Annotated in this window: 15 protein-coding genes; 14 read left to right on the forward strand and 1 reads right to left on the reverse strand. The window is 42.0% G+C overall.

Features of this window, described 5'->3' with window-relative positions:
* The first annotated feature begins 41 nt into the window (after positions 1 to 41).
* The 12 genes from QRN39_RS03755 (at position 42) to QRN39_RS03810 (ending at position 13686) form a co-directional block, all read left to right on the forward strand.
* On the forward strand, positions 42 to 350 hold the full coding sequence (locus tag QRN39_RS03755; protein WP_003211530.1) for a metal-sulfur cluster assembly factor: 309 nt from the start codon (positions 42 to 44) through the stop codon (positions 348 to 350).
* 121 nt (positions 351 to 471) lie between these two features.
* Positions 472 to 1917 carry an FAD-binding oxidoreductase gene (locus QRN39_RS03760; RefSeq protein WP_284906221.1) on the forward strand — a complete coding sequence of 482 codons (1446 nt, stop codon included), beginning with the start codon at positions 472 to 474 and terminating at the stop codon, positions 1915 to 1917.
* On the forward strand, positions 1914 to 2462 hold the full coding sequence (locus QRN39_RS03765; RefSeq protein ID WP_253622735.1) for an MFS transporter: 549 nt from the start codon (positions 1914 to 1916) through the stop codon (positions 2460 to 2462). The genes QRN39_RS03760 and QRN39_RS03765 overlap by 4 nt, the downstream gene beginning before the upstream one ends.
* Before the next feature lie 137 nt (positions 2463 to 2599).
* Positions 2600 to 3637, forward strand: a complete 1038-nt coding sequence (argC, locus tag QRN39_RS03770) for an N-acetyl-gamma-glutamyl-phosphate reductase (protein ID WP_034620058.1) — start codon at positions 2600 to 2602, stop codon at positions 3635 to 3637.
* Between the two features lie 20 nt (positions 3638 to 3657).
* Positions 3658 to 4878 (forward strand): bifunctional ornithine acetyltransferase/N-acetylglutamate synthase, encoded by a 1221-nt coding sequence (gene argJ / locus QRN39_RS03775; protein ID WP_113386935.1) that lies wholly within the window; start codon positions 3658 to 3660, stop codon positions 4876 to 4878.
* Positions 4879 to 4892: 14 nt separating this feature from the next.
* Entirely contained in the window at positions 4893 to 5669 is a 777-nt protein-coding gene (gene argB, locus QRN39_RS03780) for an acetylglutamate kinase (RefSeq protein WP_106029954.1), read from the forward strand.
* Positions 5666 to 6817 (forward strand): acetylornithine transaminase, encoded by a 1152-nt coding sequence (locus QRN39_RS03785; protein WP_284906222.1) that lies wholly within the window; start codon positions 5666 to 5668, stop codon positions 6815 to 6817. Before argB ends, QRN39_RS03785 begins: the two co-directional genes overlap by 4 nt.
* A gap of 69 nt (positions 6818 to 6886) precedes the next feature.
* Positions 6887 to 7948 (forward strand): carbamoyl phosphate synthase small subunit, encoded by a 1062-nt coding sequence (locus QRN39_RS03790; protein ID WP_137054793.1) that lies wholly within the window; start codon positions 6887 to 6889, stop codon positions 7946 to 7948.
* Complete coding sequence (locus tag QRN39_RS03795) at positions 7941 to 11021, forward strand: carbamoyl phosphate synthase large subunit (protein WP_284906223.1); 3081 nt, start codon at positions 7941 to 7943, stop codon at positions 11019 to 11021. Before QRN39_RS03790 ends, QRN39_RS03795 begins: the two co-directional genes overlap by 8 nt.
* The gene (argF, locus tag QRN39_RS03800; RefSeq protein WP_050945307.1) at positions 11018 to 11968 is read left to right on the forward strand and encodes an ornithine carbamoyltransferase; all 951 of its coding nucleotides are present in this window, start codon (positions 11018 to 11020) and stop codon (positions 11966 to 11968) included. Before QRN39_RS03795 ends, argF begins: the two co-directional genes overlap by 4 nt.
* 102 nt (positions 11969 to 12070) lie before the next feature.
* Positions 12071 to 12250: a YjzC family protein gene (locus QRN39_RS03805; protein ID WP_003211282.1), complete on the forward strand. Its 180-nt coding sequence runs from the start codon at positions 12071 to 12073 to the stop codon at positions 12248 to 12250.
* Positions 12251 to 12420: 170 nt separating this feature from the next.
* Positions 12421 to 13686 (forward strand): MFS transporter, encoded by a 1266-nt coding sequence (locus tag QRN39_RS03810; protein WP_284906224.1) that lies wholly within the window; start codon positions 12421 to 12423, stop codon positions 13684 to 13686.
* A 116-nt stretch (positions 13687 to 13802) separates the two neighbouring features.
* Here the strand turns inward: QRN39_RS03810 and QRN39_RS03815 are convergent, their stop codons facing one another.
* Positions 13803 to 13997 carry a YjzD family protein gene (locus tag QRN39_RS03815; protein ID WP_003211779.1) on the reverse strand — a complete coding sequence of 65 codons (195 nt, stop codon included), beginning with the start codon at positions 13995 to 13997 and terminating at the stop codon, positions 13803 to 13805.
* A 211-nt stretch (positions 13998 to 14208) separates the two neighbouring features.
* On the opposite strand from QRN39_RS03815, the gene QRN39_RS03820 reads away from it, so the two are divergent.
* Positions 14209 to 14949 carry a hypothetical protein gene (locus QRN39_RS03820; protein ID WP_003211061.1) on the forward strand — a complete coding sequence of 247 codons (741 nt, stop codon included), beginning with the start codon at positions 14209 to 14211 and terminating at the stop codon, positions 14947 to 14949.
* Positions 14950 to 15024: 75 nt separating this feature from the next.
* On the forward strand, positions 15025 to 15600 hold the full coding sequence (locus QRN39_RS03825) for a nad binding enzyme (protein ID WP_284906225.1): 576 nt from the start codon (positions 15025 to 15027) through the stop codon (positions 15598 to 15600).
* The last annotated feature ends 86 nt before the right edge of the window (positions 15601 to 15686 follow it).

The following is a 15686-nucleotide window of genomic DNA, read 5'->3' on the forward strand; positions in this document are numbered from 1 at the left end:
AAGAAAAAGTACGTTATACTAATGGAAAAGGAGTGGATATCATGGATGAAGCATTGAAAGAAAATATTTTAGGCGCCCTAGAACAGGTGATTGACCCTGAGCTGAATGTCGACATCGTCAACCTTGGACTTGTCTATGATGTCGATCTTGATGAGAATGGAAAAGCGGATATCACGATGACCTTAACATCAATGGGGTGTCCCCTTGCACCAGTTATCGTGGATGAAGTGAAAAAAGCATTAAGTGATCTTCCAGAAGTGAAAGAAACAGAAGTTCACATCGTATGGAATCCGCCTTGGACACGAGACAAAATGTCAAGATACGCAAAAATCGCGCTCGGTATTCAATAAGCACAAATGAAAATGCCTGGTATGAGTTGAACTCATGCCGGGTTTTTTTATGAAAAAATAAGGTGGAGGAAGAGAATAGATTGATATAATGGGTGTAATATGACAGATCGGAGTACCTATAATGAAACGAAAATGGTTATGGATTGTTCTTTTGATGGGATATGCTGCTGCATTTTTTACATCAATCACCATTCGTGAGGAGCAAGCACACAAAAAACAAGATCTTGAGGCGTTTACAGATGTCAGTCATCTCATGCCTGTTAAAATAAAAAAAGTCGTTCAAGGTAAAGAAATAGACACTTTAAAAGAAGTAGTAGAAGAAGCGAAAGCAAAAAACCTGCCGATATCCATTGCCGGCAAACAGCATAGCATGGGCGGCCACACGTATTATGAAAATGGCATCGTGCTCGATATGACAGAATTCCGCCAAATTTTAGCATTTGATAAAAAAAAGAAAACCATCCGTGTCCAAAGCGGCGCTACATGGGATGATATACAAAGATATGTCAACCCATATGGTCTTGCCGTGAAGGTCATGCAATCACAGAACATCTTTACGATTGGCGGTTCCCTCAGTGCAAACGCACATGGACGTGACATTCGCTACGGCTCACTCATTGACACCGTTCGTTCTTTCAGACTGTTAAAAGCAGATGGTGAGATTATCACAGTGAAGCCAGGCGATGATTTATTTACTGCCGTTATTGGAGGGTACGGCTTGTTCGGTGTCATTTTAGATGTTGAACTTTCCTTAACAAAGGATGAATTATATAAAATGGAGACAACCTCTCTAAATTACGATGAATACACTGATTATTTTCAAAAACATGTCAAACAAAATAAACAAGTACGCATGCATCTTGCCAGAATCTCAACATCGAAAACCAACTTTTTGAAAGAGATGTATGTAACGAATTATTCCCTCACTTCACAACAAGAGATCGAATCATATCAAGAGCTGAAAGAGGATCAACTCGTTATGCCACTCAAATTTATGCTCGGTCTTTCAAGAAGGTTTGATATGGGGAAAGATCTGCTATGGAATTTGCAAAAGAAGTATTTCCAAAGTCAAAATGATCAGCTGATCACAAGAAATAATGTGATGCGCTCAGATTCTGCTTTTTTAGACTATGAGAATGAGTCAGACACAGATGTACTGCAGGAATATTTCGTCCCAGTGGATCGCTTTCGTGCGTATATCGATGAAATGAGACACTTTTTACAACAGGAAGAATTGAATTTAATGAACATCACAATACGCTACGTACAAAAAAATGAAAAAGCGGATCTCTCATATGCGAAAGAAGATATGTTTGCCCTTGTTCTTTTAGTGAATTATGGTTTTAAGAAAGAAGAGAAGGCAGAAGCAGAGCGGATCATCCGGCAAATGACAGATATCACGCTACGGCACCATGGAAGCTATTACTTACCGTACATGCCTTATCAAACGAAGGTACAAATGAAACAGGCGTATCCTAAAACGGATGTGTTCTTCCAAAAGAAAAAGCAAGCAGATCCGGACGGCAGGTTTATCAATTACTTTTATGAAAGGTACAATACACAATGAATGCAAAAGCAATGAAATGGTTCGTTTACTCACAAAGTCTGCTGTTTTTCGCCAGCAGTTTGATTTTCCCTTTTTACATTCTTTTTATTAAAAATGTTGGATCAAGCTACTCTCAGTTTGGTCTTGCCTATGGCCTGTTTGGTTTAAGCGGAGCGTTTATTCATTTACTTTTAGGGAAACTGCCCGAAACCACCGATAGGCGGCTCTTTTTGATTATTCATTCGTTCGGTATGGCATTTCTTTTGCTGCTATTTCCGCATATAACAGAAGTCGCGCAAGTGTATATGATTCAGCTGGTACTTGGTGCACTAGGCGGCTTTCAAAAGCACGGGGAAAAACTCATCGTTACGGAACTGACAACAGAGAATAAAAGAATGAAGGAGGTCGGCCGCTATCATTTTTGGACAGCTCTTTTTTCATCGATAGCAATTATGCTTGGCGGCCTGTTTGCAGATTTCTTCACCGTTTACTTCATTTTTTATGCAAGCTCTATCATATATTTATGCAGTGCTCTCATGATCATCTTGATGAAATATGAAAGATAAATCCGCATATCTCACGTAGATATGTGGATTTTTTTATGAAAAAAAATGAAAAGAAATATTAAATATACAATTGAATTAATTTTTATACATGTTATAATGTTAAATAATTTCACAAAGATCAAGAGGGTGTATTGACGTTGAAAATAGGTATTATAGGTGCTACGGGATACGGTGGTGCGGAATTAGTTCGTATCTTCAAGCAACATCCACACGTGGATGAATGTATATTGTATTCATCGAGTGGTGATGGGCAATTATACAGTCAATCTTATCCGCATCTCACAACGATTACTGATCAAACATTAAAAGCCATTGATCCTGCTGCCATTGTGCGAGAAACAGATGCTGTGTTTTTAGCGACACCAGCAGGCGTATCAAGTGAACTCACACCGAAGCTCATGAACCAAGGAGTGCCTATCATTGATTTATCAGGTGATTTGCGCATTCAAGACGGTGCAACCTATGAAGCTTGGTATAAACGAAGGGCAGCTGATCAAGCATCTGTTCAACAAGCTGTGTACGGGTTATCTGAATTGAATCGTGAAACGATTGAGCAGGCTGAAGTTATTGCAAATCCAGGGTGCTTCCCTACCGCAGTTCTTCTCGGTTTAGCACCGCTGATGAAACAGAATCTAATCGATGAATCTATGATCATAATAGATGCAAAAACAGGAGTGTCCGGTGCAGGACGATCTGCCTCACTTGGAACGCATTTTTCAGAGCTAAACGACAACTTCAAAATTTATAAGGTAAATGAACATCAACATACACCTGAAATAGAGCAAATATTAAGAGAATGGAATCCGCACACGGCGAATATCACATTTTCAACGCACCTTGTCCCGATGACAAGGGGGATTATGGCGACGATGTATACCCAGCTGAAATCAGATATCACAAAAGAGGAATTGATGAAGCATATGAAAGGCTTTTATGAAGATTCCTATTTTGTCAGAGTGAGAGATCACGGGGTGTATCCGCAAACAAGGGAAGTATACGGCAGTAATTTCTGTGACATTGGCTTTCATTTAGATGAACGTACAGGCAGACTCACGATTGTGTCTGTGATCGACAATCTCATGAAGGGCGCAGCCGGCCAAGCGGTTCAAAACTTCAACATCATCAAAGGCTTAGATGAAGAGGCGGGCCTCACAATGACACCTCTCTATCCATAAGAACAGGGGAGACAACAAACATGATCGAATTGAATGAAAAAAGCATTGTTAAAATAGACGGTGACGTATCATCACCAAAAGGCTTTGAAGCAAAGGGGATTCATATTGGATTACGTTATTCAAAAAAAGACCTCGGACTGATCGTCAGTGAAGTGCCGGCAGCGAGTGCAGCGGTATACACACAAAGTCACTTTCAAGCTGCGCCTCTACAAGTCACTCAGAAAAGCTTAAAAAAGACAGGGCAATTAAAAGGGGTCATTGTCAATAGTGCCATCGCCAATGCATGTACCGGTGAGCAAGGTTTAAAGGACGCATACGAAATGCAGGCAGCTTGCGCAAATATGTTAGGGGTAGAACCTGATTACATTGCTGTTTCTTCTACTGGTGTCATTGGAGAGTGTCTGGATATGGATAAAATCAAAAAAGGCATCACTCAGCTGAAAGAAGCAAAAGCAGGAAATGGTCATTTTGAAGAGGCAATCTTAACGACAGATACAGTCATTAAAAACACAACATACACCCTGACGATAAACGGCAAAGAGATTCTCATTTCAGGTGCAGCGAAGGGCTCAGGTATGATTCATCCAAATATGGCAACAATGCTTGGCTTCGTGACAACGGATGCAAATGTCGAACAAGACGCTCTGCAAAATGCACTGCGTGATATTACCGATGTGACCTTTAATCAAATTACTGTCGACGGAGAAACATCGACAAACGATATGGTACTCGTGATGGCAAATGGCATGGCAGAAAATGATGTGCTAAATGAAGAGCATCCAGAATGGCCATTGTTCAAAGAAGGATTAAAGCTAGCTTGTGAGGATCTTGCCAAAGAGATTGCAAGAGACGGAGAAGGTGCAACGAAATTAATTGAAGCGCAAGTCGCTGGCGCTAAAAATCATTTAGAAGCCGGCATCATAGCGAAGAAAATCGTCGGTTCAAGTCTAGTGAAAACAGCCGTATACGGCACCGACGCCAACTGGGGGCGTATCATTGGAGCGATTGGCCATAGCGCAGCGTCCGTCACACCACAAGAGGTAGAAGTGTATTTAGGTGGACAATGTCTGTTTAAACATAATGAACCGCAGCCATTCTCAGAAGAGGAAGCAAAAGCGTATTTAGAGCAGGATGAGATCACGATTTTGATTCAAATGAATGAGGGGAATGGTCAGGCAGCGGCATGGGGCTGTGACCTTACCTATGATTATGTGAAAATTAACGCGAGCTATCGCACATAATGAAGGAGATAGACATGGATAAAACGATCGTATTCAAGTGTGGAGGCAGTGTCATTCGAGAACTTTCAGATACCTTTTATGAAAATGTCCGCTCACTTCAAGCTGCTGGATTTAAGCTGGCTATCGTCCATGGCGGAGGCCCTGAAATCACCAGCATGCTGCAAAAACTAGAAGTGAAAACAGAATTTGTTGACGGGCAGCGCAAAACAACGAAGCCGGTATTAGAGGTAGCCGAAATGGTCCTCTCGGGAACGGTCAATAAATACTTTGTGTCAGAGCTCGCAAAGCATGATATCTCATCTGTCGGCGTGTCTGGGAAAGATGGTCAGATGCTTGTCGCTGATTTTCTTAATCAAGACGTGTACGGGTACGTTGGTGAAATCAAAGAAGTGCATCCAGAGATGGCAGAAGCATTAATGGAAAAACAGTTTATTCCTGTGATTGCACCGTTGTCTATGACAGAGGAATGCCAAACGTTAAACGTAAACGCTGATTTAGCAGCATCAGCTGTAGCAGGAGCGATGAAAGCTGATAAGCTCATGTTTGTTACAGATGTGGAAGGCATTTTAAAAAATGGCGAGCTATTAGATGTCGTCACCGAACAAGAAGCTCTCACGCTCATTGATGAAGGCATTATTTCCGGGGGAATGATTCCAAAGGTGCAATCCGCTTTGAGTGCTTTATCAGGAGATGTGAATGAAGTCATGATCGTCAATGGCAAAGGCAGTATCTTTACAGGGGAAACCTTTAAAGGAACAAGAATTGTGAAGGAAAAGGAGGCGGTCCTGTGAGTCATCTCTTTCAAACTTATGGACGGTGGAATGTTGAAATTAAAGAGGCAGCAGGTTCTTGGGCATTCGATACAAATGGGAAAAAATATTTAGACTTTATACAAGGCATTGCGGTCACAAATCTCGGTCATAATCACCCAAAGGTCAATCAAGCCATCAAGAAACAGCTTGATCACGTCTGGCATGTATCGAATCTATTTGAAAATGGACTGCAAGAAAAAGCAGCAGAAAAACTGGCTGCAAATAGTTCAGGTGATCTCGTGTTTTTCTGTAATAGCGGAGCTGAGGCAAATGAAGCTGCAATCAAATTGGCGCGTAAAGCAACAGGGAAAACAAATATCGTGACATTTTTGCACTCTTTTCATGGGCGCACGTATGCTGGTATGGCTGCTACAGGTCAAGATAAAATCAAAACGGGCTTTGGCCCCATGCTGGAAGGCTTTCATTATGTACCGTTTAATGACCCAGAAGCGATTGCCGCATGTGAAGTCGATGATGTGGCAGCGGTGATGCTTGAGGTTGTGCAAGGAGAAGGTGGCGTAAATCCAGCGACAACAGAATTTCTAGAAGCTGTTCAAGCATTTTGCCAAAAGCATGAAGCACTTCTGATCGTAGATGAGATTCAAACGGGTATTGGACGTACAGGAACAGCATTTGCATACGAACAGACGGGACTTGATCCTGATATTATCTCTTCTGCTAAAGGATTAGGAAATGGCTTCCCAGTCGGTGCAGTCATCGGGAAAAAGGCTTTAGGAGACGCATTCTCACCAGGTTCACATGGAACAACTTTTGGTGGCAACATGCTTGCCATGGCTGCTGTGAATGCAACACTCGATGTCATTTTCAAAGATGAGTTTCTGACAGAAGTCAAAGAAAAAGGCGCTTATCTGCTAGAAAAACTGCAAGATCTGAAACAACTGAATATCGTAAAAGAAGTACGCGGAAAAGGATTGATGGCAGGGGTTGAATGTCATCAGCCAGTCGGAGATTATATCACAGCTCTGAGAGAACAGGGGTTGCTAGTACTTCCAGCTGGTCCGAATGTGATTCGGTTATTGCCTCCGCTGAATGTAGAAAAAGCAGAAATAGATCAAGCAATAGAAGCGATGACTCATGTTTTAGCAAATGAAACAGTGACAGTATAAATTTTTTTACACCAAAACGCATAAAAATGCATTTATATTACTAATTATTCAATTTGGGGTGACACAAGCATGAAAGGTTATTTAAATTTAGAAGATGGAGCCTCTTTTGAAGGAGAACTGACAGGAGAAGCTGGCATGACAGGTGAAGTGGTTTTCTTTACAGGGATGACAGGTTACCAAGAGGTGCTCACAGACCCTTCCTATAAGGGACAAATCATTGTTTTCACATATCCACTCATCGGAAATTACGGTATTAATCATGAAGACTTTGAGAGCAAAAAACCACAAGTGAAAGCTGTCGTTGTGTATGAAGCAGCGGATCATTTCTCTCACCATCTTGCAGCGGTTAGCTTAAAAGATTATTTACAGAAGTGGAACATTCCGCTTCTGACTCATACCGATACACGTGCAGTCGTGCAAAACATCCGGGCAAATGGGACGATGAACGCTGTGATCAGTGTAGACGAAAACGAAACACCGCCGGCCATGAAACAAGACAATGTGATCGCACAGGTGACAGACGATGAAATCTACACTCAAGGCAGCGGCGAGGAACATGTAGCGCTTATTGATTTTGGCTTTAAAAAATCAATAGCAGATTCGCTTGAAGCGCGCGGCTGTAAAGTAACCGTCATTCCGTACAAACAGCTGGAAAAGGTGTTTGAGATTAAGCCAGATGCGGTCCTGCTATCGAATGGACCTGGAGATCCCAAAACAATGAAGCCATATTTAAAAACCATTCATGACATCATGATGACCTTCCCGACACTTGGAATCTGTTTAGGTCATCAATTAATCGCTCTTGCACTTGGCGGGGATACGTATAAGCTTCCATTTGGCCACCGCGGGGCGAATCACCCTGTACAAGATACAGAATCCAAACGTGTTTTCATGACAAGTCAGAATCACAGCTATGTGGTGAATGAAAAAAGCATGAATGACAAAGAAGTGGAAGTGAAATTCCTTCATGTTAATGATGGATCTGTCGAAGGATTCATTCATAAAGAGAAGCTCATTATGTCAGTTCAATTTCATCCAGAAGCACACCCAGGTCCTGCTGAAAGTGAATGGGTATTCGATGATTTTATTGAGAAAGTGAAACAAGCAAGGAGAGAAGTTGCACATGCCTAAAGATCAAAGCATACAAACCATTCTAGTCATCGGGTCTGGTCCAATCATCATTGGTCAGGCAGCTGAATTTGATTACTCAGGAACACAAGGATGTATGGCCCTAAAAGAAGAGGGCTACAAAGTCATTTTAGTGAATAACAACCCAGCAACCATTATGACAGACGAATCATTTGCTGATGAAATCTATTTTGAACCGCTTTCAGTTGATTCAGTGAAAAGAATCATCGAAAAGGAAAAACCAGATGGTCTTTTAGCCAACCTTGGCGGACAGACCGCTTTAAACCTTGCTGTCGAGCTCGAAAAAGCCGGTGTGCTGAAAAAGCACGGGGTAACCCTGCTCGGAACGTCAGTTGAAACAATTGAAAACGGTGAAGATCGAGAGAAATTCCGTGCTCTCATGAAGCAGTTGAACGAACCTGTGCCAGATAGTGAAATTGTGGATAATGCAAAGGATGCCCTTCAATTTGCAAAAGAAGTAGGTTTCCCAGTCATCCTAAGACCAGCATACACACTTGGCGGAAAGGGCGGCGGAATTGCTTTAACAGAAGAAGCGTTTAAACCGCTTATTGAAGGAGCCCTTTTAGCGAGCCCGATTCATCAGTGTTTAGTTGAAAAAAGCATTGCGGGCTTTAAAGAAGTCGAATATGAAGTCATGAGAGACCGTCAAAATACGTGTATTACGGTTTGTAATATGGAAAATATCGATCCAGTTGGTGTGCATACAGGAGACTCAATTGTCGTTGCACCTTCGCAAACATTAACAGACCAGGATTATCAAATGCTTCGTTCAGCGAGCCTGAAAATCATTTCAGCACTCGATGTAGTCGGGGGATGCAACATCCAATTCGCCCTTGATCCACTCAGTAAAGAATACTTTGTCATTGAGGTGAATCCGCGGGTTAGTCGTTCATCTGCTCTTGCCTCAAAAGCGACGGGCTATCCGATTGCTAAAATGGCAGCAAAGCTTGCGGTAGGCTATACACTAGACGAACTGAAAAACCCGCTCACAGGCACAACTTATGCTAGTTTTGAGCCGGCACTCGATTATGTCGTCGTGAAATTTCCGCGCTGGCCGTTTGATAAATTTAAACAGGCAGATCGTCAATTAGGTACAAAAATGAAGGCGACTGGCGAAGTCATGGCGATTGACCGTAATTTAGAGTCAGCCATCCAAAAAGCGGTCGCCTCTCTTGAAATCAAAACAAAGGGTTTCCACCTGACAGAATTGAAAGACCAATCGACTGAACAACTATTTGAGCTTGTCAAAACACCAGACGATCGACGTTTCTTCGCTGTCATGGAGCTTCTTTCAAGACAGGAAACGGTTGAAGCGATCCATCAAGCGACGAAAATCGATCTATTCTTCTTACATGTGTTCAGCAATATGATCACGCTCGAACAGGAATTGAAGAACCATGAAGGAACGCTCTCCAAAGACACCTTGAAAAAGGTAAAGGAAAAGGGCTTCCTTGATGAAACGATTGCTCTTCTAACGGGCAATAGTGAAGAGGCGATTAGACAGCTTCGTCAAGAATATGGCATTACGGCTTCATTTAAAATTGTCGACACATGTGCCGCGGAATTTGATGCAAAAACGAACTACTTCTATTCCACATACTTTGGAAAAAGTGATGGAGAGCATCAAGAGAAAACAAAACAGCGTGCACTCATCATTGGCTCTGGTCCAATTCGAATTGGGCAAGGAGTCGAGTTTGACTATAGTGCGGTGCATGGCGTTCTTACCTTGCAAAAGCTTGGCTTTGAAACGATCATGATGAACAACAATCCAGAGACGGTCAGTACGGATTATGAAATCGCAGATCGTTTATATTTTGAGCCCATTACATTAGAGCACATCTTAAACGTTGTGGAAGCAGAGCAAATTGATTTCGTCATCGTTCAATTTGGCGGACAGACTGCCATCAATGTAGCAGAAGGCTTAGAAAAAGCGGGCATTACGTTGTTAGGTACATCCTTTGACACGCTAGATGCGCTGGAAGATCGTGATCTGTTCTATCAGCTTCTTGATGAACTGAACCTACCTCATGCAAAAGGAAATACAGCTCATTCAAAAGAAGAAGCGCTCACGCATGCTAACAGCATCGGTTACCCTGTGTTAATTCGCCCATCGTATGTCATTGGCGGAATGGGAATGATTGTTGTCCAGTCAGAAGCGCATTTGACGTCACTACTTGATCAGCCAGATCATTTGCCGTATCCAATTTTAATTGATGAGTATGTCACTGGAAAAGAAGTTGAAGTGGATCTGATTTCTGACGGAAAAACGACCTTCATCCCAACGATCGTGGAGCATATTGAGAAAGCAGGCGTCCATTCAGGTGACAGCTTTGCCATCTTACCAAGTGTCTCCATCAGCGAGGACATCAAACAGCAGGTGCATATTGCGTCCGAACAAATAGCGAAGAAATTAGCGTTTAAGGGCATTATGAATATCCAATTTGTGATCAAAGGGGATCAGGCGCTTGTACTAGAGGTGAATCCGCGGGCGAGCCGGACCGTTCCAGTTGTCAGCAAGGTGATGGGCATTGACATGATTCCACTTGCGACTCAATTACTAGCTGGTGCAACGCTTGAAGAACTGAACCCAGTAACGAAAAACAAAGGGGGAACAGCGGTCAAATTCCCAGTCTTCTCATCACATGCCATTCAAGATATTGACTTAAAGCTGACACCTGAAATGAAAGCGACAGGAGAAGGAATGTGTGTAGGCAAAAACGCCGAAAGCGCCTTGAAAAAAGTGTTTGCATCGATCTGGCATCAGAAAGGTAGCCTCTTTATAAAAGGCAGTGAACAATTGGTAGATGACGCAAAACATGCAGGCTTTGACGTCTGGACGGACAGCTTCGACACTTGGCTGCAAAACGAAGATAAATCCCTTCATATCCATTTAGGCGAGGATGAAGAGGCAAAAGAGCAACGCGTAAAAGCACTCACACATGGCGTCCAAATTCTAACAGAATATGAAACAGTTCAAGCATTCCTGCAAGGAAAAAATGGAGATGTATCACCAGTATCGCTCCAAGAATTATACAAAAAGGAAGTGACGGCATGAGTCAAGTTGACGTGCAACCGACATTATACGGAAAAGACTTTTTATCATTAAAAGATTTCTCAATCAATGACATTGCTTATTTAATTGAAAAAGCGGAAGAAATGAAACAAAACCCATACCAAGATTTATTCAAAGGGAAAACATTAGCGATGATCTTTGAAAAATCGTCAACTAGAACCCGCGTGTCGTTTGAAGCGGGAATGACGCAGCTTGGGGGACATGCGCTCTTCCTCAGCTCAAATGATTTGCAAATCGGCAGAGGAGAAACGATCAGTGATACAGCGCAGGTGCTGTCTGGCTATGTAGACGGCATTATGATTCGAACCTTTGAACATGAGAAGGTCGAGGAGCTGGCACAATATGCGTCCATTCCTGTCATCAATGGACTGACTGACTACTCCCATCCATGCCAGGCACTTGCTGATTTATTGACGATAAAAGAAGCAAAAGGAACATTAAAAGGAATCAAAGTCGCCTACATCGGTGACGGAAATAACGTGGCTCACTCCTTGATGGTTGGCTGTGCGCAGCTAGGCTGTGATATTGCAGTTGCATCACCAAAAGGCTATGAACCACTTCAAGAAGTAACAGACACAGCACGTGAATTTGCAAAACAATCAGGCGCAGAAGTCATCGTTACGACAGACCCTGTCGCTGCTGTCCAAAATGCAGATGTCATTTATTCTGATGTGTTTACAAGCATGGGGCAGGAAGCAGAAACAGAGAAACGCCTTGCTGAATTTAAAGAATATCAAGTCAATGATGAACTAATGCGTCATGCAGCAAAAGATTATATTTTCCTTCATTGTCTCCCGGCACACCGCGGAGAAGAAGTGACAGCAGACATTATTGATGGACCGCACTCAAAAGTATTTCAGCAGGCAGAAAACCGCCTGCATGTACAAAAAGCATTAATCAAAGAGCTCATGTATCAACAAACCAAATAAATGAAAAGCATCCCTGACTCGTAGGAGCAGGGACTTTTTGCATAAAGGATTGGAGAGGCAAGTCACGGGACATAATAACATCATCGAGAAAGGAGGATGGAAATGGGTCAGCAGCATCAGTTTAAATCAGGGAATAAAGCACCAAATAATGGTGTGTATGTCGAGATCGGTGAAACCGGCAGTATGGTGAAAGATCCTTTAAAGATTAAGCTTCAAGCAGGCGACGTCTTTCCGGATAACTCGAACCATAACCGTGTTTGGACCTATCAGAGAAAGCCGTAAGCAATTGACTAAGAGTCGGCTGGAATAAGTCTTTAGAGGCATGTGTCATGCCTCTTTTTTCTTTATAATAAAAAACAATTAAGTTCAAATTTTCAAATAAATAGTATGAATAAAAGAGAATTTAAGGTAAAATATGTAAGTGAGATTAACTAGTTGAAAGGATTTGTGTGATGGAAAAGATGAATCTCAGTGAAAGTGTTTGGAATAAACGCTTCACCTCATTATTCATATCAAGACTCATTAAAAACACAGGAGAAAGTTTTGCTTTTACATCCGTCCTTTGGCTATTGATTTTGAGAGGGGATGGAGCGCTCGGTACAGGACTTCTCCTAGCAGTAACCGTACTTCCTTCATCTTTGCTAGCCCCAATACTAGGACCTCTTATGAAAAAGCACCATTTGTCTAAATGGATGTTCGCATCAGACGTCGTTCGAGCAACCATTGTACTCATTATTCCGCTACTGCATTTTTCGCATCTATTGCCATTATGGTTATTGATCTCATTAATGGTTATTCAATCGGCAACAGGTGCAGCGTATAACCCAGCCTCGGTGGCGATTTTACCGCAGATTGTACCGAAGCATCTGATTCAAAAAGCAAACGCCATCCTGCAATCTTCTTTTGAGATTGTCGCACTTGCAGCAGTCATGGTCGCTGGTCTCTTAGTCAAATTAATCGGACCTGCAGATACCCTGCTCATCACCACTGCCTTATTCATCATATCCGGCCTGTTTATTATCGGTGTTAAATTAAAGAAAACCGCTGAAGACAAAGCAGCAGGTATAAAACAAGCAAAGAATACATATTTTTATAACTTAAAAAGAGGGTTTCTCGTCGTCAAAAATCATCACATTTTATTTGCACTGACGCTGTATTGTATTTTAATGAATGTCGCTGCAGCTCCGTGGCAGGCACTATCTGCTGTATACGTAGCAGAAGCATTGCAAAGCGATTCTATGGTGTATTCCATTTTAAGAGGTGTTGCTGCAGTCGGCGCGTTTATGATGGGCTTTGCTCTGGCGAAGGTAAAAATTAAGAGATTTGGTTTGTTCTTTATTGTCGCTGGTATGATTGAAGGAGCTGCATTCTTTATTACAGGGATGAGTACATGGCTGCCAGTCGTTCTACTAGCTTCCTTTATATTCGGTGCCGCCGTTAGTGCGATCAATGTACCGGAAATGGTCATTATTCAAACGTCTGTCGACCAAGATGATCAGCCGCAAGTATACGCGGTGATCAATGCTTCATCAAATGTTTTCCTCCCGTTTGCAGCTGTCGTATCAGGCGTTCTGGCAGAAAGATTTGGAGCGGGACCTGTCATTGCTGGCGGCGGGGTCCTTGAAATTTTATCAGGTATCGCGATCTTCCTGTTTACAGGGCTTGCGAAAAGCCATTTGACTCAAGACAAACAGAAGTCCGAAACCGTCGAGGTGTAATCAATAAAAAACCCCCTGTAGCTGCAGGGGGTTTTAGCGTACCGCTTTTCAAGCAAAAAGAAAAAGAGCTAAAATCAAGATCATTTTAGCTCTTTCTCGCATTCATCTCTTACGTATTAAGAGTGTTTTGTTGAACTTTCCGTTTCTTTCATTGGACTTACTTCAGCAAAGATGAATAAAATAACCGTAAACACCACTGCAAGAATAGAAGTCAAAGTAAAGTCATAAGCAGCGCCATTCATCGAAGCAACGATGTAACCAGCCATATGTGTCAGCAGAAAAGTCCAAATGAGGGTGATAATATAATGCATAATCCCACCGTCCTTTATGTAACAATCTATTGATTATCATACCATAGATACGAGTGAGGGGAAAAGACTGTTTTAGCCTTTATGTGACCATTTTTAGACCTTCTTCTATAAAAATAAAAAGAATTCTTCTGTCATTAGGGGATTTCCTTATTCCTACAAGAGTTGTTGTTCATATCATAGAAAGCAGAATCACTGAAAGGAGGCTGGCCATATGGGTGTAAGCGAACGGTTTTTCCAGCTTGGTTCCCAGTGGAACGTCATTCACCTTCCTCAAAAACCAAATGGCTTTGGCATTCTTATCCTCGGTGACCGAAATCACTTTGTGCAGGAAAATACATCATTCTGGCTTCAGCACTATGGAAGAAACCAGCTTTTAACTGCCTTAAAGGATGAAGGATATACATTGTTTAATAGTCATCTTCATGGGAATCACTGGGGATGCGAAGATGCTGTTTTTAGTACAAAGCAGCTCGTTCATCACACATTAAAACAAGAAATATTAAACCGGGAAATTCATGTGCTGGCAGAGGGGATGGGTGCACTCGTTGCCATGAGCCTTGCTGAAGAGATGCCAGAAGTGCTAAGATCCATTGCGATGGTGAATCCATGTCTGCATCTCTATGCACAACGGGAAAGAGAAAAGGAACACAAATTCTTTTATAAACAGCTAATCAAAGAATTAGCGAAAAGCTACGGCTGCTCTGAAAAGGAAGCGGAAACGTATCCGCTCCCAGCTTGCCCTGTTCATTCTGCTCATGTACCGATTCACATATGGCAAAGACTAAACGGTGCACCCTATGCATATGAACTGCATGCAAAGCCTTTTATTGATCAGCACATGAAGAATCCAGAGCATTGTCAGATCGATCTCACCTTGCATATGTTTGATCATCCGAGAAGAATCTTTCAATCCATTCACAAGTTTTATAAATCGCATGAAAGAGAATTGTGATGAATAGGATGATAACAGCCCTTCATGGAAAGGGCTCTTCTTTTTATTCGATAAGCTAAAAAAGGGGACATGAACATGGAGACAGGACTGATCATAGGGGCAGATGAATTTTTTGGCCTAGCGCTGTGTGAATATATGATGAAAGAGGGCATTCAAATGGATATCACATGCCCTCATGAGCAAACAGAAGAGCAAAAGAGGTTATTAGAAGAACGAATGATGTGGCTTGGCAGAAATGATCTTTTCCGTGCCATTGACCTTCAGGATGGGAAAGACACGTATGATCTGATCTTTATTCAATCAGAAGAACCAGATAAAAGATACGAAGACCTGAAAGCGGCGCAAGGTATGTACCGGGTTCTTTACGAAAAAAACGAAGACGAATCATCCAATCAGAATGTGCCGGCTGTTATTCTACCTCGCATGTTTGGACCATGGACACTTGATAAAGAAAGAACGAAGCGTGATGAGGCATTTTTTGTAGAAGATGTAGCAAGGGATTTGTTCAAGTGGGCATCAGGCTCTGAACAAAGACAGGAAATAACACATGAATTGAAGGTAGAAAGACAAACAGATGACAAACAAGCAGAAGAAATGATGGCAGAATGGAAAAGACAAAACTCAACATTTTTCGACAAAAAGCAAGAATGATCTTCCATCTTATCTTTTTTCAGTATAAAATAAACCTATATTTAACATACAGGTTCATGCCTGCATGTGGCAAAGGGAGTTGAACA

Origin of the sequence: Bacillus sp. lyk4-R2A-2, assembly GCF_030209735.1 — a bacterium.
Lineage (GTDB): Bacteria > Bacillota > Bacilli > Bacillales > Bacillaceae > Bacillus > Bacillus pumilus.